The sequence below is a fragment of the Thiocapsa rosea genome, from assembly GCF_003634315.1.
GTDB lineage: Bacteria > Pseudomonadota > Gammaproteobacteria > Chromatiales > Chromatiaceae > Thiocapsa > Thiocapsa rosea.
In genome coordinates, this window is the sequence record NZ_RBXL01000001.1 from 3,856,084 (window position 1) to 3,879,282 (window position 23,199).

The 23,199-nt window shown below is 65.3% G+C and carries 22 protein-coding genes and 1 tRNA gene; 10 read left to right on the top strand and 13 right to left on the bottom strand.

Going from position 1 to position 23,199, the window contains the following annotated elements; genetic code table 11:
• Positions 1 to 109 precede the first annotated feature (109 nt).
• A complete protein-coding gene (locus BDD21_RS17415; RefSeq protein WP_120798226.1) occupies positions 110 to 592 on the bottom strand; it encodes a DUF2939 domain-containing protein in 483 nt (160 codons plus the stop codon).
• A gap of 194 nt (positions 593 to 786) precedes the next feature.
• Between BDD21_RS17415 and BDD21_RS17420 the strand changes: the two genes are divergently transcribed.
• Positions 787 to 2,040: a multifunctional CCA addition/repair protein gene (locus BDD21_RS17420; protein WP_120798227.1), complete on the top strand. Its 1,254-nt coding sequence runs from the start codon at positions 787 to 789 to the stop codon at positions 2,038 to 2,040.
• Between the two features lie 97 nt (positions 2,041 to 2,137).
• Here the strand turns inward: BDD21_RS17420 and BDD21_RS17425 are convergent, their stop codons facing one another.
• From BDD21_RS17425 to BDD21_RS17440, 4 genes are all read right to left on the bottom strand, one after another.
• Positions 2,138 to 3,205 carry a DUF6973 domain-containing protein gene (locus BDD21_RS17425; RefSeq protein WP_147431124.1) on the bottom strand — a complete coding sequence of 356 codons (1,068 nt, stop codon included), beginning with the start codon at positions 3,203 to 3,205 and terminating at the stop codon, positions 2,138 to 2,140.
• A 187-nt stretch (positions 3,206 to 3,392) separates the two neighbouring features.
• Positions 3,393 to 4,580, bottom strand: a complete 1,188-nt coding sequence (locus BDD21_RS17430; RefSeq protein ID WP_170164797.1) for a helix-turn-helix domain-containing protein — start codon at positions 4,578 to 4,580, stop codon at positions 3,393 to 3,395.
• Between the two features lie 22 nt (positions 4,581 to 4,602).
• A complete protein-coding gene (locus BDD21_RS17435; protein WP_120798230.1) occupies positions 4,603 to 5,238 on the bottom strand; it encodes a hypothetical protein in 636 nt (211 codons plus the stop codon).
• A gap of 147 nt (positions 5,239 to 5,385) precedes the next feature.
• The gene (locus BDD21_RS17440; RefSeq protein WP_147431125.1) at positions 5,386 to 5,712 is read right to left on the bottom strand and encodes a hypothetical protein; all 327 of its coding nucleotides are present in this window, start codon (positions 5,710 to 5,712) and stop codon (positions 5,386 to 5,388) included.
• A 487-nt stretch (positions 5,713 to 6,199) separates the two neighbouring features.
• Between BDD21_RS17440 and BDD21_RS17445 the strand changes: the two genes are divergently transcribed.
• Positions 6,200 to 7,216: a hypothetical protein gene (locus tag BDD21_RS17445; protein WP_120798232.1), complete on the top strand. Its 1,017-nt coding sequence runs from the start codon at positions 6,200 to 6,202 to the stop codon at positions 7,214 to 7,216.
• Between the two features lie 57 nt (positions 7,217 to 7,273).
• Here the strand turns inward: BDD21_RS17445 and BDD21_RS17450 are convergent, their stop codons facing one another.
• The gene (locus BDD21_RS17450) at positions 7,274 to 9,469 is read right to left on the bottom strand and encodes a hypothetical protein (protein WP_120798233.1); all 2,196 of its coding nucleotides are present in this window, start codon (positions 9,467 to 9,469) and stop codon (positions 7,274 to 7,276) included.
• A gap of 85 nt (positions 9,470 to 9,554) precedes the next feature.
• Between BDD21_RS17450 and BDD21_RS17455 the strand changes: the two genes are divergently transcribed.
• The 4 genes from BDD21_RS17455 to BDD21_RS17470 all read left to right on the top strand — a co-directional run bounded on the left by BDD21_RS17455 (position 9,555) and on the right by BDD21_RS17470 (position 12,705).
• The gene (locus BDD21_RS17455) at positions 9,555 to 9,887 is read left to right on the top strand and encodes a DUF1810 domain-containing protein (protein WP_245969666.1); all 333 of its coding nucleotides are present in this window, start codon (positions 9,555 to 9,557) and stop codon (positions 9,885 to 9,887) included.
• A gap of 183 nt (positions 9,888 to 10,070) precedes the next feature.
• Positions 10,071 to 10,301 carry a CRISPR-associated endonuclease Cas1 gene (locus BDD21_RS17460; RefSeq protein ID WP_245969667.1) on the top strand — a complete coding sequence of 77 codons (231 nt, stop codon included), beginning with the start codon at positions 10,071 to 10,073 and terminating at the stop codon, positions 10,299 to 10,301.
• Complete coding sequence (gene cas3f, locus BDD21_RS17465) at positions 10,298 to 12,226, top strand: type I-F CRISPR-associated helicase Cas3f (protein ID WP_120798234.1); 1,929 nt, start codon at positions 10,298 to 10,300, stop codon at positions 12,224 to 12,226. Before BDD21_RS17460 ends, cas3f begins: the two co-directional genes overlap by 4 nt.
• Before the next feature lie 107 nt (positions 12,227 to 12,333).
• Positions 12,334 to 12,705 (top strand): DUF6697 family protein, encoded by a 372-nt coding sequence (locus BDD21_RS17470; RefSeq protein ID WP_120798235.1) that lies wholly within the window; start codon positions 12,334 to 12,336, stop codon positions 12,703 to 12,705.
• Between the two features lie 123 nt (positions 12,706 to 12,828).
• On the opposite strand, the gene BDD21_RS17475 is transcribed toward BDD21_RS17470, so the two are convergent.
• Positions 12,829 to 12,903 (bottom strand) — tRNA-Val (locus BDD21_RS17475).
• Positions 12,904 to 13,156: 253 nt separating this feature from the next.
• On the opposite strand from BDD21_RS17475, the gene BDD21_RS17480 reads away from it, so the two are divergent.
• A complete protein-coding gene (locus BDD21_RS17480; protein WP_120798236.1) occupies positions 13,157 to 14,599 on the top strand; it encodes a DUF294 nucleotidyltransferase-like domain-containing protein in 1,443 nt (480 codons plus the stop codon).
• A gap of 185 nt (positions 14,600 to 14,784) precedes the next feature.
• On the opposite strand, the gene pyk is transcribed toward BDD21_RS17480, so the two are convergent.
• The 5 genes from pyk to BDD21_RS17505 form a co-directional block, all read right to left on the bottom strand.
• Complete coding sequence (pyk, locus tag BDD21_RS17485) at positions 14,785 to 16,233, bottom strand: pyruvate kinase (RefSeq protein ID WP_120798237.1); 1,449 nt, start codon at positions 16,231 to 16,233, stop codon at positions 14,785 to 14,787.
• A 606-nt stretch (positions 16,234 to 16,839) separates the two neighbouring features.
• Positions 16,840 to 17,445, bottom strand: coding sequence for a flavin reductase family protein (locus BDD21_RS17490; protein ID WP_120799990.1), 606 nt, complete (start codon positions 17,443 to 17,445; stop codon positions 16,840 to 16,842).
• Positions 17,446 to 17,477: 32 nt separating this feature from the next.
• Positions 17,478 to 17,768 (bottom strand): polyhydroxyalkanoic acid system family protein, encoded by a 291-nt coding sequence (locus BDD21_RS17495; RefSeq protein ID WP_120798238.1) that lies wholly within the window; start codon positions 17,766 to 17,768, stop codon positions 17,478 to 17,480.
• 42 nt (positions 17,769 to 17,810) lie between these two features.
• A complete protein-coding gene (locus tag BDD21_RS17500; protein ID WP_120798239.1) occupies positions 17,811 to 18,200 on the bottom strand; it encodes a cupin domain-containing protein in 390 nt (129 codons plus the stop codon).
• Positions 18,197 to 18,913, bottom strand: coding sequence for a transposase (locus tag BDD21_RS17505; protein ID WP_120798240.1), 717 nt, complete (start codon positions 18,911 to 18,913; stop codon positions 18,197 to 18,199). The genes BDD21_RS17500 and BDD21_RS17505 overlap by 4 nt, the downstream gene beginning before the upstream one ends.
• Positions 18,914 to 19,087: 174 nt before the next feature.
• Between BDD21_RS17505 and prfB the strand changes: the two genes are divergently transcribed.
• The 3 genes from prfB (at position 19,088) to BDD21_RS17520 (ending at position 22,485) form a co-directional block, all read left to right on the top strand.
• Positions 19,088 to 20,186, top strand: a protein-coding gene (prfB, locus tag BDD21_RS17510; protein ID WP_120798241.1) for a peptide chain release factor 2 whose coding sequence is annotated in 2 segments (ribosomal slippage) — positions 19,088 to 19,162 and positions 19,164 to 20,186 — 1,098 coding nt in all. Because the reading frame shifts where the segments join, the coding sequence is not laid out codon by codon here.
• Positions 20,187 to 20,420: 234 nt separating this feature from the next.
• On the top strand, positions 20,421 to 21,959 hold the full coding sequence (lysS, locus tag BDD21_RS17515; protein ID WP_120798242.1) for a lysine--tRNA ligase: 1,539 nt from the start codon (positions 20,421 to 20,423) through the stop codon (positions 21,957 to 21,959).
• 220 nt (positions 21,960 to 22,179) lie between these two features.
• On the top strand, positions 22,180 to 22,485 hold the full coding sequence (locus tag BDD21_RS17520; RefSeq protein WP_120798243.1) for a hypothetical protein: 306 nt from the start codon (positions 22,180 to 22,182) through the stop codon (positions 22,483 to 22,485).
• 240 nt (positions 22,486 to 22,725) lie between these two features.
• Here BDD21_RS17520 and BDD21_RS17525 read toward each other — a convergent pair whose 3' ends face one another.
• Complete coding sequence (locus BDD21_RS17525; RefSeq protein ID WP_120798244.1) at positions 22,726 to 23,190, bottom strand: LexA family protein; 465 nt, start codon at positions 23,188 to 23,190, stop codon at positions 22,726 to 22,728.
• Between the last annotated feature and the right edge of the window lie 9 nt (positions 23,191 to 23,199).

Sequence of the window (23,199 nt, forward strand, 5' to 3'; positions counted from 1 at the left end):
CATGTTGCGTTTGGCTTCGGAGAGGTCCTCGAGCTCGGTGAGACACGGTTTACAAGCTAAGATAGATGCCGTGGCCGCGGGTCGTGGCCGGGGTGGCGGGAACGCCGACTCAGTCGATGATGTCGGTAATCTTCCAGTCCGTGCCCTGCAGCGTCATCCGCACATGGGTGGGCGAACGGCCCAAATCGCCGATGCGGATGAGGAATCGGTTGTAGGACTCGAAAAAGGCGAAGTCGATCCCGCCGAGCAGATAGGGCGGACTCTGGCCGGTGGCTTGCGTGACCGCGCCGCGCAGGGTGTCGCGCACCCAGGGCAGGGTGATCGCCTGCTCGAGCGCGGAGTCGCCGAGGCGGTCGACGTTTTGGCGGATCCAGCTCATGACGCTTTCCGGATCGCCCGAGGGAAAAATGCCGTCCACACCCGCGGTGACCCGCGCCTTGTAATTGGCACGGATCGCCGGCAGGTCCACCATGGTGGCGAGCTGAGCCGTACCCTCTTGATTGATGGCTTCATCGAGACGGAAGACCGTAAAGTAGGGCCAGATGCCGTAGCCGATCAGCGCGAACAGGATCAGATATCCAAACAATCGCATGGTCTTCGGGTCTCGAGTGATGAAACGGACCGTGAATTCTACCCGCAAGCCTCTGCCCGGTATAATCCCGCGACCGGACAGACCGCAAAGATGAGGCTATCCATGCCGATCGCGACTCCCGCTCGAGACGTCACCCGCACCCGGTCGGCCCTTTGGTCCGCTCCCGATGCGTCCTTACGGAATGGACCCTCTCCGTGAGCGCCACCGACGGTCTGCGGATCTATCTGGTCGGCGGCGCCGTGCGCGACCGTCTGCTGGGGCGCGCGGTCGGCGAGCGAGATTTCGTCGTGGTCGGCGCAACACCCGATGATCTTCTGTCCCGCGGTTTCCAGCAGGTCGGCAAAGACTTCCCGGTCTTTCTGCATCCGCACACCAAGGACGAGTACGCCTTGGCGCGCACCGAGCGCAAGACCGCTCCCGGCTACCACGGCTTCGCGGTGCACGCGGATCCGGAGATCACGCTCGAGGAAGACCTGCAGCGTCGGGATCTCACCATCAACGCACTCGCCGAGGATCCGTCCGGTGTCCTGATTGATCCGTACGGAGGGCTTGCGGACCTCCAGGCGCGGGTCTTGCGGCATGTCTCCCCGGCCTTCGCGGAAGACCCGGTCCGGATCCTGCGCCTCGCCCGGTTCGCCGCCCGCTTCGACGACCTCGGTTTCCGAGTCGCGCCCGAGACCATGGACTTGATGCGCGAGATGGTCGCGGCCGGCGAGGTCGATGCCCTGGTCCCCGAGCGGGTCTGGCAGGAGCTGGCGCGCGCGCTCTGCGAGGATCGACCCTCGCGTTTCTTCGAGGTCCTGCGCGAGTGCGGCGCACTGGTGCGGCTGCTGCCCGAGGTCGATCGGCTGTGGGGCGTCCCCCAACCGGCCAAATGGCACCCGGAGGTCGACACCGGCGTCCACGTCATGCTGGTGATCGACATGGCCGCGCGCCTGTCCCCGGATCTCGGTGTTCGCTTCGCCGCGCTCTGTCACGACCTTGGCAAGGGCACCACACCGACCGAGATCCTGCCGAGTCACAGGGGTCACGAGGAGCGCAGCGTCGATCTACTCGAAGGCATCTGCGAGCGTCTGCGCGTCCCCGTCCGCTTTCGCGAGCTTGCCCGAATCACGGCCCGCTATCACGGCCTCGTCCACAAGGTCGACGAGCTGCGCGCGACGACCATCCTCGATCTCCTGGAAGGCGCCGACGCCTTCCGTCGGCCGGAGCGCTTCCACCGGATGCTGACCGCCTGCGAGGCCGATTATCGGGGCCGCACCGGCTATGCCGACCGCGACTATCCGCAGGGCGAGACTCTGCGTCGGCTGCAAGCCGCCGTCGCGGCCGTGGATGTCGGTGCCGTCGCCCGCGCCGCGCGCGAGCCGCGACTCATCCCGGGGCACATCCGCGCCGAGCGCGTCGCCGCCCTGAAGACAGCCATGCGCAACCGGTCTTTACCCTGTTGATCGCGACGCTGTCGCAGGTGTTCCCGTCGCGCAACACGATCAGAAAGACCCGTCCGCCCGGTCGCAGCGCACGGCGGATGTCCTGCATCTTCGGTGCTCAACGCAGCAGGCGTTCCTCGCCGAAGTGCTCGACCTCATCCGGGTGACGGATAACGTCCGGGTCTTTTCGAATGCGACGCGGCAGGGCGGCGAGCGGGATGTCCTCGGAGACGAAGCGCCGGCCGATGGCATTGTTGTGATAGTCCATGGCCCGCTCGTCCGGGGTATTGCCCGGCCGCAGCTCTTGAGCATCGGTGACCGTGATTGCGAAGTCTGGCCCGAAGGTGCGGGTCAGCAGGAAGCTCCAAATCACATGGCGCATGGCATCCTGGAGCCAGACATCATCCGGCGCGTACCGGGCCGCGAGCGCGCGCGCCTGATCGGTCAGCATCAGGATCACGGGCGCCCGCAGCGGGTAGAGCGAGACGATCTCGATCTGCTCTGGGACTAAGTCCATGGCCTTGGCTTGCGCGATCGCCCGGATATCGTCTTCCCGGAACCGCAGCTTGAAGGTCTCACCCACGCGCTCGGTGTCGAGGTTGGCGACCCGGGCGACACCGTCGATATCGAGGACGACCGCGCCGCTGAACTCGACCTCCCCGACCGCGTGATTCTCGAAGAACAACGCGTGCAGCTTCTCGCGGATCGCATTCGCAGTCTGTCGCGGGTCGCCCAGCGGGAGATCGCCGATTGCCAAACGGGCGTTGGAAAATCGGTCGAACGGCAACTGCGAGGGGCGATCCGATGGATCGAGGCGAACCTCCAAACCGGTGGCATGAATGGCGCCGCGCAAGCTCAAGGGGTGGGTCAGTCGCACCTCGAGTGTCGCGATATCGAGCTGCGAGCGCAGCTGAATCCGATCCCGTGGGTTCAGATCCAGCCGAGCCTCCAGATCGCTCAGCACGAAGCCGTTCAGCCAAGGCGAGATCCGCAGGCCCGAGAAGGCGACATCGCCCAGCCCGATGCCGATCGGCTCCAACCGAGCCTGCAACGATGGCAGTGCCTCGCGTGCGAGCGAGGGCACCAACACCGATGTCAGGGTCCAGACCAAGGCCCAAAGGCTCCCGACGAGCAGCAGCAGGATGAGGAGGCGATGTGAGCGAAACTTCGAGGACTGACGACGCATAATGAGGATGTCGGGATCATGGGGCTGCGTGGGCGGGCGCATCGGCGGGGAGAAGCCGCGCAGCGTCGAGGCGCCCGGTAGACCCGGCGTTCGCGCTGCAGTGTTAAACCGCGCCAGCTCCCACAGTCATCGGAGTCGGCGAGGCCAAGCCATTCCAACACATGACGCATACCGCACCGGGCGCGGTTTAAATCGGGATGACCTCGGCGGGCGTGTCCCGCAGCGTGGCGGTCTTGAGCCTGGGTGTGGGCAGCAGGGCGATCCGTGCGCCGCGATTGGAGAGCATCCCGGCGGGCAGTCCGGCCAGGGCCTCAATGTCGGCGGGCGCCAGTCGCAGCTCCGCGAGCAGGCGCTCGACGCCGAAGCCGCCCTGCGTCAGCAGCAAGCGGATGGAGCGCTCCATCAGGCGGGGCTGCTCGATCGGCAGCACCTCGTCGTCGGGCTCGCCGCGAACCCAGCCGCGTGCGCTGCTGGATTTGAACATGCGCCCGGCGTGCGTCTCGGAGATCAGCCCGAGATCCTTGCAGCGATAGATCATGGCGCCGATGGAGGTCTTCCAGCGCGGCTTCAGAACGCGGAAGGCGTCCAGGGAGGCCTCCGGCAGCTCGTCGGTGAAGCCGTCGGCGGGCATCAGGAAGGCGCCGGCGAAGCGATGGGCCTGGTTCTCCAGCGCCTTGAACTCGTCGCGGTGCGTCAGCGCGGTCGGGTCGACGTGGCGATGCAGGACCAGGTGGCCGAGCTCGTGGGCGGCGTCGAAGCGCGAGCGCACCGCGGTGCGCTTGTCCGAGGCGATCAGCACGTAGGGACGGTCGTCGGCGCGCGACCAGTGCGAGACGCCATCGATGGACGGCGCCCCGAAGAGGCAGCGGCCGCAGACGATGCCGGCATTCTCCAGGACCAGCAGCATGTCCGGGATCGGCGCTCGGCCCAGACCCCAGCGCGCGCGCACACGAAAGGCCGCGTCCTCGATGTCGCACTCGCGCAGCAGGCGGAAATCGTCCGCGCCCAAGTTCGGGACGTCCGGTGCCGGCAGGTCCACCCACTCCTGCAGGGCGTGGCCGATGTGTTGCAGCCACAGCAGGTGCTGCTCGATGCGCTCGCGTGCCCGCTTGGTGGCGTTGGCCATGGAGCGGAAGAAGCGCGGTCGTGTGCCGGGGTCGAACGGGGTGTCGAGAAAGTAGTCCCGGGGCACGCGCAGCACCTCGGCCAGGGCGGCGAGTGCGGCGGGGTCGGGCGTCTGCTGTCCGCTCTCCCACTTGGTCACGGTCGGCGCCGAGCGCTGTACCGCCTCGCCCAAGGCGATGCGCGTCAAGCCCCGGGCGAGACGCGCGCGGGTCAGTTGGAGGGCCTGAAAGCCCGGGGTGCGTGCGGTCATGATCCTCGCTCCGTCGCCCGCCTCAGCCCTGCCCCGTGGTCCCGCGCCGGTCGCGGTGCCGCTTGAGGACGGGCCTGGCCTGGTCGAGCACGCTACCCGTGCGATCGGCGTAGGCGGCATAGATCTGGTCGAGCGGTTTCAGCAGATGCCAGCCCTTCAGATCACGCGTCGGAACGCCGAAGCCGATCCGCGTCGGCACGGTTTCGTCCTGCTCGGTGCCGGGGCGCGCGTACTGCACCACGACGACCGCGAGGATGCCCGATTCGGCGGGCTCGTCCCACAGGGTGAGCTGCTCGCCGTCGCCGGGGTTGTGGCACGCCAGCTCCAGCTTGTACTCCTTGTCCTCGATCGGATCGCCCCAGTGATCGGCCTTGGCGTGCGCAATCAGCACCGGCCCGCTCGTCACCAGGATCTCGGCGTGCGTGTTCACCATCACGAAACGATGGCTCAGGCCGACATCCTCCGCACTCAGGCGCAGCGCTTCGCCGCGCTCGAAATAGCGGGTGGTGCCCAGACGCATGCGGTGCGCCGGCAGGTGCGGCGGGGTGCGCAACGCCTGCCGGTGGGCGATGGCGGCGCCGTCGTTCATCCGTTCCTCGAGGCTGCGGAAGAAGGTCTCGGGGATCGCCGGGAGGAGGGTATCGAGTAGATCGGTCATGCGTGGTTTCCCGAGGGACGGTGGAGTTTTCGTGGAGGCGGATTGTAACCTGGAATCGTTTCGCGAAAGGGACTGCCCGATGCTGCTCAGCCACTGCGAACCTCGTTCCACGTGGGCCGGATTCCGGTGTACCGCCCCCCATGCCGGTCACGATGCCGTCTGATCCTTGGGGTAAGGATTGCGCGCTTCGGCCCAGAGTCGTACCTCGCCATCGACGAGTCTGATCTTGTAGTCGCCGATCACTCGGTCGTCGGCGGCGAAGCGGCGTGATCGCTTGCGCTCGACCAATGTCTTGACGAGGATCACCGAGGCAGGGCTCGAGCGTGTCGGATCAAGCAAGGCGTCGAGGAAATCGGTCCTGCCGACGAAATCGGCGAAGACCACGGCATTCCAGGTCGTCCAGCAGGCCCTGATCAGGGTCTCGCTTTCGGGGTCTTCCGGCGACAGGCCCATCGGATTGAGGGTGGGGGTCACAAACGCCAGGAAGGTGGCGGAGATCTTCTTCTGTTTGGTGTTTTTCGCTTGAGTAGGGACATGGGTGTCGGATGTCGGATCACGTCGGGATAGAGTGGACAGGACTCGGCATCGCCCTCCGTCGCGACGCTCTCGGGTGGCGAGCGCCGAACTCGGTTACCGATGGATCGCGGCAGTATCGCGCAGGAGCGCGGAGCTTGCAGCACCGCGGGCGCCTTTCATCCCCGGCATCAGACGAGGAGATTTCCGAAATCCTCGCCGAAATCTTGAAAGACCCGGCATAGACCTGACCGGCTGACGTTTACCCTATACCAGGCGACAGGAAGAAGGGTAGAAGAGTGTCGAGAATAAGGTGATTTCCGGGAATAGTCAGCGCGACAGCGACTGCCTGGAAGGCATCGAGTCCCTGATGCCGTCAGTCTTGAGTATCTGAAGCATCCGGTGCTCGGGCTGCGGTTGGTTGACATCAGACGGTGGGATCATCCGCATGAACATTGGACAGAACACGCTGAATTGGCTGCGCACCGAGCTGTTCCAGGTCGAGGAGGCATGGTCGGAGGAGACCCCGCGCGGGTTCCGCTGGTGGCCGCATCGGCAGGCGCAGACGCTGGAGGTCATCGGCCGAGAGGCCGGGCCGGACGGCGCGCCGGCGGCTCTGGTGCTGGTGCGCACCGAGCTGCTGCGCGACCTGGATCTTGGCGAGGAGGTCTTGGCGGTGCTCCAGGCGGTCACGCTACGCACGGCGGGGATGGCCGCCCCGGTCTATGACCCGGCGCGCCGCACCCTGGACCTCTGCACGCTCGTGCGGGTGAACACGGACAACAACGGCTGGATGCGGCGTCTGATCGGCCTGGCCGCCATGCTGCAGATCCGTGATGCCGATCGGGGCGCATCGGCCATCGCCGAGGCGGTTGGCGCAGTGCCCGCGCAGAGTGGCCATCCCAAGCGGGGCTTGCGCGCGGAGCTGGATGATCTAATCGCCGAGGCCCTGGAGTTGCTCGATACCGAGGGCCGGGCGCCGTCGCGGTGGCCGGGCGAGGATCTGGCGCAGTGCGTCGATGCTTATCTGGATCAGCCCCCTGCCCTCTTGGGATCCGGGGACGCGACGGGCTTCACGGCGGAGTTTCCCCACGGCAAGCGCGCCTCTTCGCTCTGCGAGGTCGCGACGGATCAGACCCACCCCTGGTATGGCCACGGCCTGGCGTTGCGGCAGCGCTTCCCCGTGTCGGTGACATCGGACGTGGAGGGTCGGCACCTGGCGCTCGAGCTGAACGCGCGCGCCTTGAGCGAGACCCCGATGGGCTATGGGTTCGGCAGCTTCGGCTATGAGGAGGGGACGCTTGCGTTCCAGGCGTTCTTCCCGAACACGGCCTATCAGGCGGGATTGGTGACGAATCTCTATCTGTCCTGCGCCGAGCGGGCGCGGATGCTGTCGGTACTGCTGACCGGGGTGGATTGGACGGAGGATTCGTTCGATCCAGAGCGGTCGGCGGCGAGTGGTTGAGGGGTGGCCCCTTGGTCGTCAGGTTGCGGGATGCGGCTCGATTCGACGTTCGGCTGTTTATCGACGTCGTCCAAGACAAAGGCTGCTGCCGTTTCCTCTGCAGATCACCCGCCCGCTCGCATCGTAAGCGGCATAGGACGTCGGGATGATGACGCGATCACTGCACCGGTAAGAGAGATCGCCGCGCCAGGTGTTGCGGCCGATCTTGCGCAGGCCGCAGTTGCGGCATAAGGGGTTGGTGGAGGTCACGCGGGCGACGCGCTTGCTGGTCAGCGGATCGATGGTCACGATGTCTCGGACGCGGTCGCCGTCCCAGCCGGCGGTCGGGTCAATGGTGAGGCTTCCGATGCAGTCTCCGCGCATGGCGAAGGCGCCGCTCTCTTTGGGAGGCGGATGCGCTTGGGCCACGACGGGTTTCGGTGGCGGCGGGCGGCACGGACCGATCCGCTCGCCGAGTTCCCGCCGGACCGGTCGCAGCGTCGGGGCGGACTCGCGCTTGAGGTCGCGCTCCAGTGCGACGAGTCGGGTGCAGTCCGTGCCGGCCTCGGCGAGGCGTCGGGTGTAGCGGTCGATCCGATCGCAGTCGGTGATCGGCGCCTTGAGTGCCTCGCGCGCACTGGCGTAGCGCGGGTCGCCTTGGTCCGCGAGACCTGCCGCCAGCGCGCGGGCCTTGGTGCAGTCTCCACCGATGGCCGCGATCTGCTCCTCGAGCGCGTCGGCCTCGATGCAGATCTGGAGTTCGGGTGCGAGTCGGGTGCGGATGTCGAGGAAGCGCAGGTTGTTTCGGTAGGCATCGAGCCCGTCGGCCAGTGCCCGACGACGTTCACAGTCACCGTTCGCCTCGGCGAAGCCTTGCTCCAGGTCGTTCAGGGCCGCGCATTGGCGCAGCGCGATAGCGAGCCTCTCGGCGATGGCGGCGAGCGGCTCGCGCTCCGGGGCATGGCGTGACAGGGTCTCGTCGAGTCCGGCGAGGGCCAGACAGTCGTCCTGCGAGCGGGCCAGCTCGCCTTCCAGACGATCGGCCAGGTCGCAGCGCGCGAGGGCCTCGTCGAGCCCGCGCCGGATCTCGCTTAAGGGTGGGCGGCTTGCGTCCAGCTCGACGGAGGCGGGGGCGGTCTCGCGCGCCAGGGTGCGCAGTGCCGTGCAGTCGGTCGACACCTCGGTCAGCCGCGGGCCGAGCGTCTCGGCGAGACGGCAGGCGGCGCGTGCGCGATCCAGGCCGATGCGCAGTGCGGCCAGCTCGCTCCGGGGTGCTTCGAGCGTCGCGATCTCTTGGTCCAGCTCGGCGACGGCGAGGCAGTCGCCGGCGACCGCATCGAGGCGTTGGACGAGTCCCGCGACCCGCGTGCAGGCCAAGATCCTTCGGTCCAGCTCGGCCTTTAAGGCGCGGAAGGGTTCGCGCTCGAGGTCGTAGAAGGCGAGTTCTTCGTCCAAGGCGGGCAGATGATCGCAGGGCGGCTCGGTCGCGAGCCGCTCGGTGAAGAGTGCGGCCTCCTCGCAGATGCCGATCTCGGTGAGGACCGCCATGCGGAGGTCCGCGTAGCGTGCGTCCTCCCGATCGAATCGCTCCAAGCGGGACGCGATCTCCAACAGGGGCGCGACCGGGTCGCAGTGGTTGGCCAGCGCGGCGTCGAGATCCTCGCGCAAGCCCTGCTCGGTCTCCTCCAGTTGCCAGAGCCAGATACCCAGGGCGAGACCGAGGCCCAGGGTAGCGAATGCGATCAATCCGAGAAGGGGCAGGATCCACGCGGGCCGGCGCGGCGCGGGCGGGACAGTCGCGGGATCCGTCGCACCGGCTGCGTGCGGCGGGCGGCCGGGGTCGGTCCCGCCCCAGGAGATCAGCACCGGGGCGCCGCCGATCACATAGACCGCCTCGTCGCCGGGATAGACGATGGCGCGGATCAGCAGGCGCGCGGGCTCGGGATCCTCCGGCTCGCGACGAGTCAGCTCGTCGGCCAGGTGCGAGATCGCGTTCAGGTGATCGTCGAGGATGCGCCGAGCCGCCGCCTGCTCTTCGTCCGGCAGATCGGTCAAGGGCCGCGGTTGTCCGGGCAACTCGCTGGTCCAAGTGACGGTACCCGAGCCGTCGACGGCGATTTCGGGCCGGGCGAAGACGGCTGCCGTTGCCCCGGGCAGATGCCGTCTGAGTGTTCGTCCGAGTGCGTCGAATTGTCGCCAGGGATGATCCGGCGGCAGCCGGTCCGCAGGAGGACCGACGTAGATTAGGGTCAGGATACGAACCGATGTTGTCATCGCGTGCTCCCGTGCTATCGATGTGACGTCCTGAGAGGATTCTAAACCGCGTTCGGAGTCAGCGATGTGATCTGGTCTGGATGAGGTGCTGCGGGCTGGGTCGGAGTTGGAAGCGGCGCGGCGGTATGCGATCCGCGGTCTCGACGAGGCGCGGGCGTATCTCGGCCATCCGGTGCTCGGGCCTCGGTTGGTCGCGTGTGCCGAGGCGGTGCTCGCCGTTCAGGGGCGCTCGGCGCGAGAGATCTTCGGTACCCCGGATGATTTGAAGCTGCGTTCGTGTGTGACGCTGTTTGCGGAAGTGTCGCCGACGGTGTCGGTGTTTCGGCGGGTGTTGGAGGAGTATTTCGGGGGTGAGCAAGATGCGATGACGTTGGCGTTGCTCGGGTATGAGTCGGGCAAGGCATTAGGGGCGCTTTGAAACCGAACGGATTCCGACGGTCTTCGGTGCTGCAATATACAGCCGAGTTTCGTACACTTTATGGCAGTGCCTCATGTGTTGAGCCACGGCCTTTGTAGCATTGCTGCATGCTTGGTTCCCCGGAGCGGACGCTGTGGAACATGCCTTCCGGGTGACGACCACTGAATTGTACTGCCGCACGGGTTGGCGGTCCTTCATGGCAAGACCCGACGCGGAGGTCTGGTCTTCGACGCGGCCGACCTGATCAAGGATTCGCTTATCCTGCCGCAGGCGTTCCTGTCCGCTATGCAGGGGGACGATGAACAGACCTTCCGCAAGTCCTGCATCGATGCCCTAACGCGCGCCGAGGCACTGGATTTCATGATCGATTCGCTCAAGGCGATCGCTCATGACCTTGGCGGCGCAACGGCATGAATGTTCTGCTGATCTCCCAATGCACCAAGAACGCGCTTACCGAAACCCGCCGCATTTTGGATCAGTTCGCCGAGCGACGCGGCGACCGGACCTGGCAGACGCCGATCACCCAGCAGGGTTTGGACACCCTGCATCGCCTGCTGCGCAAGACCGCGCGCAAGAACACGGCGGTTGCGTGCCACTGGATTCGCGGCAAGGATCACAGCGAACTGCTCTGGGTGGTCGGCGATCTGCGCCGTTTCAATGCTGATGGTGGCACCCCGACCAACACGACCGAGCGGAATATCCTTCGCGGCGAGGACGAGAACGACTGGCATACCGGCGAGCTGATTTGCCTGCTGGTCGACTTGGCTGGACTGCTGCACGACCTCGGCAAAGCGATCGATGCTTTTCAATCAAGGCTGGAGGGACGGTTGGTCGGGCGTAACCGAATCCGGCATGAGTGGGTGTCGGTGCGTCTGTTCGAGGCGTTTGTCGGCGATGACGATGACGCCGCGTGGCTGGCCCGTTTGGCCTCGCCGACCGAGGCCGACAACGATCGCTGGCTGAAGCAGTTGCGCAAGGATGGCTTGGATGGCGCGTTCGATTCGCCGTTCAAGACGCTGAGTCGAGCGCCGATCGCACAGGCGCTGGCCTGGCTCGTCGTGACACACCACCGCCTCCCTGAGCTGCCGCGCGAGGCGGTTTTTCAGATGTCGTCGCTGCCCGGTCTCTTGACGCAACTCCAGCCGGCCTGGAACGAGCGCGCGTTCGACACCTCGGACCGCGAGGCGCTGGGGGCGTACTGGCACTTCACGAACGGTCTGCCCGTCACCACTGATGCCTGGCGCCAACGCGCCAGTCGCATTGCACGGCGCTTGTCACCTTTTGCGCCTTCTTCGAGTGTGGGAACCGCATCCGAGTCGGTACTGGACAACCCCTTTGTGATGCACCTCGCTCGGTTGAGCCTGATGCTCGCGGACCACCACTACTCCAGCCTCGAGGGCGCGCATCCGGAACGGATCAAGGTCACGCCAGGCAATCCGCTGTTGGCCAACACCTGTCGCAAAGACGGCAGTCCCAACCAGTCATTGGATGAACACCTGCTCGGCGTGGCCCGACACGGCTCCCAGATTGCCCGCTTCCTGCCTCGCTTCGAGCAGCACCTGCCGCGTGTCGGTCGGCACAAACGCCTGAAGCAGCGTGCACGGGACGAGCGCTTTCGGTGGCAAGACAAGTCGTTCGATCTGGCTGGCGGGATGCGCGAGCGCTCACGCGAGCATGGCGCATTCATCGTCAACATGGCTTCTACGGGTTGCGGCAAGACGCTCGGCAACGCCCGCATCATGTACGCGCTGGCCGATCCCGCCCAGGGCATGCGTTGCGTCTTCGCGCTGGGCTTGCGCACCTTGACGCTGCAAACCGGAAAGGCATTCCGTGACATGCTGGGACTGGGCGATGATGACCTCGCCATCCGGGTGGGGGGCTCGGCCCAGGCTGTCGGACAATTTGTTCGGCGAAGACACTTCTGTGGAATCATCCGATCACTCTTGATCAAGGCAGTCATCCCAGCACGAGCGCACTCAAAACGAGATAACGCCCGCCTTTGCAGAGCGCGTCGACATCCCGCGGCTGGTCGCGTGACGATCTGGCTTGATGCCCAGTTGCCGCCGGCCCTTGCAACCTGTCTGGCAAGTAAATTTGAAACCAAATGCCTGGCTGTCCGTGACCTGGGGCTGCGGGACAGCGATGACCAGGCGATCTTCCAAGCGGCTCGCGACCAGGGCGGTGTAGTTATCATGAGCAAGGATAGCGATTTCGTGGAGCTCGCATTGAGACTTGGTCCGCCACCTCGCATCCTCTGGCTCACCGGCGGCAATGTCACCAACACGCACCTGCGCCGTATCCTGGCAGAGGTGCTTCCGGCCGCATCACCGAATGGATGATGGGCATCGAGCCGACGCAGGTCGTCGGCATCGCCCTGAAGACCCAGCAGGGGGGGGGGAATCCGCTTCACCACGCTGTGCTGAGCGTCTGAACGAAGGAGTTGTCGATGTTCGCTCTCGGAGATTGTTACACACGGCAAGAGGTGCACGGACTGATCGGGGGCAGCGTGCAGTCGTACCTGCCCACGGTGCAGAAGCGCGTCGTGGCGGGTTTCGTCACCCCGGCGTTCGATCCGGATGCGCCGCAGATCGTCCTCGCCGGTCGGGGACCGATCATCGAAGGGACCGCAGACCAACTCACGCGCCAGGGGGATGCGGTCCCGACGTTCGTGAAGAGGCGCGTGAACTGTTGGGAATACGTTGGCCGTTACAGGGTCGTGCGGCAGACCCACGACCAAGCCGAGATTCTGCCGTACGCGCAAAAGGCGAACAGAGTCGGTGACGTCACCTCGGTTCTTTTCCTGCACAGCGCGGACTGAGCCGGCTGAGATGAGACCGTGATCCCTATCCATCGACGTTCGTCGAAGGGCGCCGTTCGGGCACAGTGTGGGCACAAACAAAAAAGCCGGCGCGAGGCCGGCTTTATAAGTTTCTGATTGTATTGGTGGGCGCAGGTGGGATCGAACCACCGACCCCTGCCGTGTGAAGACAGTGCTCTCCCGCTGAGCTATGCGCCCGACTCAGCGGAGCAATCTACCAGGCAAGGTTGGCGAGGTCAACGCCGTCGAGTCGCCGTCGAGTCGACGGCGACGCTCGCTCGGTCTCGCGTGATCGGGTTCCCCGGGCTAAAGTGGCGTGTGCGGATTCGGTCCAGTCCCGTTGGATCGAACCATTTCACGAATGCATCGGATCGCGGATGGAGAGCTTTGCGGTCCAGCGCACACCTCCACCGCCGATGCAGTCGTCAAAATCAGTCGCAATCGAGGCCCAATGTCCGCTGATAATGTGTTTTTCGTTCCCGTCAGGGATCTGTGTCAACGCGATGTCGTGACCTGCGAGCAGGATGAGTCGCTGGTCGCCGCCGCCGAGATGATGAGCGAGCGGAATATTTCGAGCATCGTCGTGTGCTCGGATCAGGTTCCGGTCGGCATGTTGACGGACCGCGACCTGCGCAACAAGGTCGTGGCGCGGGGGCAGGATCCCGGCGAGCTGCGCGTGAGCGATATCATGAACAGCCCGCTGGTGACGATCGGCGAGGACAACTATCTCTTCGAGGCGCTTCATCTCATGAGTCGGCGGCGAATCCACCGGCTGTGCGTGGTGGATGCGAGTGGTGCGCTCTGCGGGATCGTGACGGATTCCGACGCACTGCGGCTGCAAAGCCGCTCGCCGCAGCAGTTGGTGAAGGAGATCGAGGAGGCGGCCGACGTCGATGATCTGAAGATCCTGCACGAGAAGCTGGAGAAGCTCGTCGTGCATCTGTCGGGCACGGGCGTGGCGACCAAGGATCTGGTGCAGACGGTGGCCCATTTGAACGACCGCATCCTGGTGCGTTTGATCGAGCTGGTACGCACCGCGCACTATCCGGATCTCACGGACCGCTTTGCCTTCCTTGCGCTGGGGAGCGAAGGCCGCAAAGAGCAGACGCTCTCCACCGATCAGGACAACGCGATCGTCTACGCGGACGATCTGACGTCGGACGAGCGCGAGCGCCTCGCGGCCTTCAGCGTCGAGCTGATCGACCATCTCATCGGGATCGGCGTGCCGGCGTGCCCCGGCGGCATCATGGCGAAGAACGAGGCGTGGCGGCGCAGTCTCTCCGACTGGAAGCATGTTCTCGAGAAGTGGCTGCGGACCCCGTCGCCCGAGAACATCCTCTCGGGCAGCATGTTCTTCGACCTACGCACCCTTTACGGAGACGCGAGCTTCGAGGCCGAGTTGAAGGCCCACATCACGTCGCAGTTGCGCGCCAATAATCTGTTTCTCGTACATAGCGCGGCCAATGCGGTCAGCTTCAAGCCGCCGTTGGGGTTTTTCGGGGGGATCAAGCCGGAGCGGCATGGACCGCACCGCGGCAGCATCGAGCTGAAAAAGGCCGGCATCTTTCCGATTACCGAGGGGGTCAAAGCGATGGCCCTACAGGCGGGCATTGTCGACGGCAGTACTCGCGGTCGGGTGCTCGGTTTGCAGGAGTCCGAGATCTTGCGCGCCGAGCAGGCGGAGAGTCTGATCGCGGCCCTGGATTTTCTGGTGACCCTGCGGCTGCGTGCGCAGTTGCTCGCGCTGGAGGAGCACCGCGAGCCGAACAATTATCTACCGCTCGAGCGGCTGAATCGGATCGAGGAGGGACGTCTGAAGCTCGCGCTCCAAGAGGTTGGTCACTTCCAGGGGTTTTTGCGAAGCCGCTTTCATCTCAATCAGATGGGGCGCTGAAGCCTGTTTCGGAGCGAGCTTGCTGGTGTTGCGGGATGGGGCAACGCAGGGGGCTGCTCTGATGGAACGCGGGGTCGCGTTTGTAGGGGCTAATGTCGCCCCTACAGGACTGCAGGGGCGAATGCATACGCCCCTGCACGCAGCAGGATCCCGTCGATCCTGTTGTCGTCCCTTCCCGGCCGCGGTCAATCGCAGCGCTGTCCCGACGGCGCCTCGAGCGCCAGGATCTCCATGCGATAGTTTCCGCACGGGTTTTCGATGGTCGGACCCTGGGTCAGCAAGACCAAGCCTTCGCGGATCCCGCGCTCGTAGAGCCAGTTGCGCACGAAGCTCGACCAGTCGGAGCGGTCGGCCTCGACCTCGATCGGGTGGATGCCGTAGGAGAACTGCAGCGCCTGACAGGTGGCCGTATTCGGGCTGAAGGCGATGATCCAGACCGGGAGCCGGAAGCGCGCGACATTGCGGGGCGTGCTGCCCGTTTGGGTGGGGACGGCGACCGCCTGCGGGGCGCTGTCCTTGATGGTGTGATAGACGCTCGCGGCGATCAGGTCGACGGCGCGCATTCGCCCCGAGCCGTGGAAGCCGTCCATGGTGCGCACGAAGGGCTGTTTGCTGCGCTCGGGCTCCACATGGGTGGCGATGCTCGCCAGCATGGCGACGGATTCGATCGGGTAGCGCCCCATTGCCGATTCGGCGGAGAGCATGACGCAGTCGGTCCCGCCCAGGATGGCGTTGGCGACATCGGTCGCCTCGGCGCGGGTCGGGCGGCGGAAGGTCACCATGGATTCGAGCATCTGAGTGGCGGTGATCACGGGCTTGCCGAAGCGATTGGCGAGCTCCGTGATCTGCTTCTGCACCACGGCGATCCGCTCGATGGGGATCTCCACGCCGAGATCCCCGCGGGCGACCATGATGCCGTCGGCGGCGCGCAGGATGGCCTCGAGGTTGTCGAGTGCATCGGCGCGCTCGATCTTGGCGATGATGAAGGGGGCATAGCCGATGGCGTCCGCCGCACGGCGCACGGCGAGGATATCCTCGTCCGTGGCGACGAAGGATTGACTGACGGCATCGAGACCGTGCTCCGCGGCAAAGTGCAGCCAGCCGTGGTCGTCGGGGGTGAAGGCGCTGATGCCGAGATTGATACCCGGAAAGTTCAGCCCCTTGCGCGAGCGCAGCTCACCGCCGACGCGCACGCTGCAGCGGATCTCGGAGCCCTCGACCTCGAGCACCTTCAGCAGGATGAATCCGTCGTTGAGGAAGAGTCTGTCGCCCGGTTGTACGGCCGCCGGGAGGTCGAGGAAGCTCATGGAGACCCGCGACTTGTCGCCGATGATGTCCTCGGTCGTCAGGGTGAGGATATCGTCGCGCAGCAGCTCGACCGGCTCCTCGGCCAGATCGCCGATGCGCATCTTGGGGCCGGGCAGGTCGCCCATAATGGCGACGCGCTGCCCCGTGGCTGCCGCGGCCTCGCGGATGCGCCCGATCAGCGCCCCGTGATAGTGCGGATCGCCGTGGGAGAAGTTCAATCGGGCCACGTTCATACCGGCTCCGATCAGGGCGCGGAGCATCTCGGGCGAATCCGACGCCGGGCCGATCGTCGCGACGATCTTGGTCTTGTGGTTGGGCAGTTGCATGTCTGGGTCTCGTACTGCTGGAGGGTTTGGTGCTCGGATGGTTCGGTCGGGGCTTCGGGCGGGACCGAGCCGAGCATGGCCGGTTGGTCGTCATCTAAGCATAACTTGCGCCAGATGTCAGATCGCGATCCGGCGCGAGTGCCTGCTCGCGTGCGGGTTGCTCGACGGGTGATTCACGCCGGGCGCGACGCCGATGGTCCGGCGCGCGCTTGCACGCGGCGGTTGTCGTTATACCGACGCACTGTGATGTTTGCGTGTCGTTGGGTCTTGCCGTGGGTCGGACTTCAGTCCGGCGCGATCTCGCGGACTCTCGGAGCTGCCACTGTCGGGCTAAACCCCGACGCATGTCGGGGTGCGGGGATTCTTGCGAATTGGCCGAGGTCGTGCGGGTCGTCGCGGCGCGTGGCGCAGATCGCCATTGGAGCAAGCGTGACACCGCCGAGGGCGTTCGCGAGTCCCCGGGTCGTAGTAGGGGCGAATGAATTCGCCCCTACGCGCAAGTCGATCCTTTGCCGGAAATCGCCTTAAACCGCGTCTCTGCTGATGGCTGTAGATGCACGAAACGTCGAACTCACTCGAAAATGAGCATCTCGCTCTGGACGCGGTTTAGGTATCGCCACGGGATCGGCGCCAGGCCAGGATCGCGGCTCGGTCGGTCTCCTGATCCTGTGCATAGAGACGTTTCAGCTCGGCCCGATCGGCCTCGGGCGCATCCCGCAGCAGACCCGCGACGGTGAGGATCGGGCCGCGCCGCAAGACCGCGCCTGCGGTCACCTCGGCCAGGTAGGTGGTGCGGTCGCCGATGTCCATGCGTGATTCGACCCGGCAGTCCAGCCAGGACATGGTCCCCTCGATCAAGGGCGAGCCCGCGGGTGTCTCGCGGGACGGCAGGTCGGCGAACTTGTCGACCTGGTGCCCGGAGGCGAGCCCGAAACGCCGAACCCCGGCGATATCGTCGGCTGCGAGCAGATGCAGCGCGAAGGATCCGCTCGCCTCGATCAGGCGCCAGGTGTGGTGGTGCTTGGCGACCGCGACGAGCATGCGCGGGATCTCGTGGACGATGGATGCGCGGGTTGCGGCGGTGGCGATGAAGCCGCCTCGGCGCGCCCCGTCGCGCGCTGTGACGAGCCACAGGGGTGGGTCGTAGAGATGGAAGACCTCATTGACGGCGTTGATCGCCGCTGGGTTTCGGGCGTGCGCCTCGGGACTCATGTCATGTCGGCCGGCCGATGCACAGTGACGCATCACACCGAGGGAAGGCAGGGAACCAGGCCATCGAGCTTCTCGGTGATGCTCTGCTCGATCCGGTCTTTGAAGGGCTTGAGCAGGAATCCGAGCGAGACCTCGAGGATCAGCAGGGTTTCGGTCACCTCGACACATCCGCTCGCGCCCGGTCGCTCGAAATCGAGCCGATTTCCGTCCCACGCGCATCGGGCATCGAGCTCCTCGACGAGCAGATAGGCGAGGGCCTCGACCTGGTCGAGCGCCCGGTCGAGGCCCAGTGTGTGCTCGCGTTCGATGAAGATATCTGCCATGCCGCTATTGTTGGTCCGTGTCGGGGGCCGGTCAAGGTCGGGTCACGTCGGCGGGTCGGTCTCGATATCCAGATAGGCCTCGGGAACGAAGCGCGGGGTACAGATGGCCAGGAAGACGAGGTCGCCGTCCCCGGTGTTGGCGATGCGTTGGGCCTGATCGGCGGGGATGTAGACCAGATCGCCCGGCCCGACGGACTGCGGCGGGATGCCCTCTACCTCGACGCGTCCCGCACCCGAGAGGATGAGATAGCGCTCGGCGATCCCGGCGAGACGATGCAGGCGTGTCGTGACGCCGGGCTCGACCCTCGCGCGGGCGACGGACACCGCCGGGTCGTCCGCGCGATTCCAGGTCTCGAGGATGTAGCAGCCTTCGTCCGTAAAGAACTCGTCGGCCTCACGCGGCGTGTGGATGACTCCGAGCGTCGAACTCATGTGCGCCCCGTCGCACGTCGATAAGCAGCCGAGCGACGGTCGCCGCCGCGTTGGCGCGGCAAGGCGCGCCGGTTCAGCGCCGTCTCGATTGCCCCGCAGAAGGTTTCATCGCCGAGCACCCATGCCTTGTTGGTGGCATCCCGAATCCGGGCCAGGAGGGCATCGTCCAGGGGCTGCTCGGCCTGCGCGGCATAGGCGGCACGGCGTGCCTTCGCACTGCGCCCGAGGCGATCGTACTCCGCGTGGACCGTGACCAAGGGGTCGTCGTCGCCCCGCGCGTTGGCCCCGTAGCTCGACCACCCGTAGTCGCCGACGCTGCTCACCAGCCCGGCACGCACCGGGTTGGCCTCCACGTAGTGGCTAACCGGCAGCAGAAAGTGTTTCGGATCAAGCAGTGTCGCACGGTAGCGTCCTTCCCAGAGCGTACCGGTGCGCTGATAACGGGCGTTGAAGTGCTGGACGTAGTAACGCCCGACGTACTGCATCAGTTTGCCGACACCATTGTCCAGGTGCGGCGTGACCAAGAGGTGGAAGTGGTTCGGCATCAGCACGTAGGCATGAAGCTCGCATCCGAACTTCTCGGCGGCAGCCCCGATCTTTTCCCAGAGGAACCAATAGTCTTCTTCCTCGTACAGGATGCGCTCGTGGTTGTTGCCGCGCTGAATGACGTGCTGCGGATAGCCGGGCAGGACGAATCTGGGCAAGCGTGCCATGGTTAGGGTCGGAGCCGGTTGGTTGACCTGAATCTGAGTATAGAACCGTTTTGGAATTGCTGCGGGTCCGAACGCTCGGCCGCTCGATAGCCGCATGGAGGCCGGGCGGAATATGGCGACACGCTCGCCTCGGCGCCGGCGTATACTTGCGGATTTTTCCGGACGGATACCACGATGCTCGACATCAACCCGATCGCTTACCAAATCAGTGACCTCAAGGGACGTGTCGAGTCCCTTAGGGGGTATCTTTGACTACCCGGAACGCAAAGAGCGTCTGACGGAGGTCCTGCGCGAACTCGAAGACCCGAAGGTCTGGAACGAACCGGAACGTGCTCAGACGCTCGGGCGCGAGCGTGCGACGCTCGAGGCCATCGTGCTCACCATCGACGAGCTCACCACCGGCCTCGTCGATGCCGATGATCTCCTGGCGATGGCCGCCGAGGAGCAGGACGAGGAGACGCTCGCCGCGGTCGCGAAGGACCTGGAGCAGCAAGAGTCGAAGGTCGCCGAGCTTGAGTTCCGCCGCATGTTCGCCGGCGAGATGGATGCCAAGAACGCCTACGTCGACGTCCAGGCCGGGTCGGGCGGCACCGAGGCGCAGGACTGGGCCGAGATGCTGTTGCGCATGTATCTGCGCTGGGGCGAGCGCCGCGGCTTCAAGACCGAGCTGCTCGAGGTCTCGCCCGGCGAGGTCGCGGGCATCAAGTCGGCGACCATCCAGTTCTCGGGCGACTATGCCTTCGGCTGGCTGCGCACCGAGACCGGGGTGCATCGTCTGGTGCGCAAGTCACCGTTCGACTCGGGCAACCGGCGCCACACCTCCTTTGCCGCGGTCTTCGTCTCGCCCGAGGTCGACGACACCGTCAACATCGAGATCAACCCCGCGGACCTGCGCATCGACGTCTACCGCGCGAGCGGCGCGGGCGGCCAGCACGTCAACCGGACCGAGTCCGCCGTGCGCATCACCCACAACCCGACCGGAATCGTGGTGCAGTGCCAGACCGATCGGTCGCAGCACAAGAACAAAGACCACGCGATGAAGCAGCTCAAGGCCAAGCTCTATGAGCTGGAGATGCAGAATCGGCGCGCCAGTCAGCAGGCGATCGAGGACACCAAGTCCGACATCGGATGGGGCAGTCAGATCCGCTCCTATGTCCTTGACCAATCGCGCATCAAAGATCTGCGGACCAACGTAGAGATCGCCAACACCCAGTCGGTGTTGGATGGGAATCTCGATCCGTTTATCGAGGCGAGTCTCAAAAGCGGCCTCTAAGATTGAACCGCGTCCGAGTGTTTTCGGGAGCCTGGAAGGTTGCCGCGGTGTCGCGTTCATGCGGGACGTTGGAGTTGACGCGGTTCAAGATGTAAAAGCATTTAAAAACTTAAAATTCTTAAACCGCTTCTGCTGCGACGCATGTCGGTATCCGGTGCACTCAACCATGCGACGACATGAGCCTGTTGCGCCGGAAGCGGTTTAACCGGAAGCGGTTTAAGGGGGAGCAGGGCAATGAGCGAGCAAGATCGGAACACCACTACGGCGGCGTCGAGCGAGGACGCGGTCGACGAGCACAAGCTGATTGCGCAGCGTCGCGAGAAGCTGTCGCAGTTGCGCGCCCAAGGCCCTGCGTTTCCGAATGATTTTCGGCGCGATGTGATCGCGGGCGAGCTGCTGGCCGAATACGGCGAGCACGAGCCCGAGGCGATCGAGGCGCTCGGGCTGCCCGTGAAGGTCGCCGGTCGGCTGATGAGCCGGCGCGTCATGGGCAAGGCGAGCTTTGCGCATGTGCAGGACATGTCCGGGCGTATTCAGCTCTTCGTCCAGCGCGATATAGTCGGCGAGGACGCCTACGCGGTCTTCAAGCGCGACTACGATCTGGGCGATATCCTCGGCGCCGAGGGTCTGCTGTTCAAGACCAAGACCGGCGAGCTGTCGATCAAGTGCGACAGCATTCGTCTGCTGACCAAAGCGTTGCGTCCGCTTCCCGAGAAGTTCCATGGTCTGACCGACATGGAAAGCCGCTATCGCCAGCGCTATCTCGATCTCATCATGAACGGCGGCACGCGCGAGACCTTCCGCATCCGCACCCGGGTCATCCAGTTCATCCGCGACTATCTGAACGCCCGTGGTTATCTGGAGGTCGAGACCCCGATGATGCAGGTGATCCCAGGCGGCGCGGTCGCGCGTCCCTTCATCACGCATCACAACGCCTTGGACATGCAGCTCTTTCTGCGTATTGCGCCCGAGCTTTTCCTCAAGCGCCTGGTGGTCGGCGGTCTGGAGAAGGTCTACGAGATCAACCGCAATTTCCGCAACGAGGGGCTGTCCACGCGCCACAACCCCGAGTTCACCATGCTCGAGTTCTACGAGGCATACGCCGACTATCGCGACCTCATGGATCTGACCGAGAACATGCTGCGCGAGATGGCCGAGCAGGTCCTCGGCCGCACGCTGATCCAGTATCAAGGCGAGGACTACGACTTCGGACAGCCCTTCGCGCGCATGACGGTCCGCGAGGCGATTCTGCACTTCAACCCGGATCTCGAACCGGCGGATGTCGACGACCTCGAGCGTGCCCGCGCGGTCGCCGCTCGACTGGGGATTGCGGTCAAGCCCGGCTGGGGTCTCGGCAAGCTCCAGATCGAGCTGTTCGAGCATACTGCCGAGCACCGGTTGATGGCCCCGACCTTCATCACCCAATACCCCACCGAGGTCTCCCCGCTGGCGCGGCGCAACGACGAGAACCCCTTCGTCACCGACCGCTTCGAATTCTTCGTCGGCGGACGCGAGATCGCCAACGGCTTCTCCGAGCTGAACGACGCCGAAGACCAAGCCGATCGATTCCGCCAACAGGTGGCCGAGAAGGAAGCGGGTGATCTCGAGGCCATGTATTTCGACGCCGACTATATCCGCGCCCTGGAGCACGGCATGCCGCCGACGGCGGGCGAGGGCATCGGCATCGACCGCCTGGTGATGCTCTTCACCGACTCGCCCTCGATCCGCGATGTCCTGCTGTTCCCGCACATGCGCCCGGAAGCCGGCGCCTGAGTCGAAAGGAGAGCTCAAAGGAGAGGTCCGGCGCGGCAGCTCGCGGCCGTTCCGCCGCAAGCTTGCCGGCGGGCCGCTGTCACGCGTTTCGGTCTATCCTCACGCGGACTCCGGGAGCGACGCGCCAGTTGTCGATCCGAACAAGCCGACGCCCCGCACGGCATCGCCGGCGGTCGCGCCACTTTCGGTCGATCAGGCCGAGGCGGATTGGAGGGACCGAATGAACAAAACCGCAAAAGCCGCATGGCGCACGGCCCTGCCAATCGTCGCCGCCGCATGGACCCCGCTCCCGCACGCCGACGCCGAGATCTGGACGCCCATTCCGGGTACCCGGACCCCCGACTACGGCGGCCCGCTCCTCATCGAGCGCGACGGCATCGTCTATCCCGCGATCAAAGGCACCCGCACCCCGGACTACGGCGCGTCCGAGCGCCTGATCATCCGTGACGGCAAGGTCTACAACGCCATTCCCGGCACCAACACACCCGACTATGGCTCGGGGCAACGTCTGCTCAGAGATCGCTGACCCGCGGCCGATTCGCCCCTTCGCCATCGCATCCAGGTTCTGAACCGTTCCTAAACCGCGTCCAGAGCGAGATGCTCACTTTCGAGTGAGCTCGACGTTTGGTGCATCCACGGCCCTTAGCGGGGACGCGGTTTAGAATAAGATATTTTTTTAATCTCTTAAACCGCGCCGACTCCAACGGCTGTCAAGTCTACCGGGGCCGATCCCTTCCAAAACATCGCATACCGCGCTGGGCGCGGTTTAAGCGGACAGGAGCACCACGCCCGAGACGACGCCGAGGATTTCGATGTCGCCGTCGTGCAGGATGAGGGGCTCCATGTCGGGATTGGCGGGCTGGAGTCGGATGCGGTCGTTCTCGGCGTAGAAGCGTTTGAGGGTGACGCGGTCGCCGTCGAGGCGTGCGACGACGGTGGTGCCGGTTTCGGCGTTCGGGCGGGGGTCTATGATGACGAGGTCGCCGTCGTGGATCCCGTCTTCGAGCATGGATTCGCCGCGCACGCGCAGGGCGTAGGCCCCGGGGCGTGCGAGGTGGGTGGGGACGAGGATGGTCTCGGGATCCTCGAGATGCTCGATCGGTGCTCCGGCGCTGACGCAGCCGAGCAGGGGCAGCTCGACACCGGGGTCTTCGCTCGGGTTGCGCGGGTCGAGCGCGGGATTCCAGGTGCGGTGCCGGCGTTTGTGGAGTCTTGCGTCGGAGTCATCCATCCAGGGCAT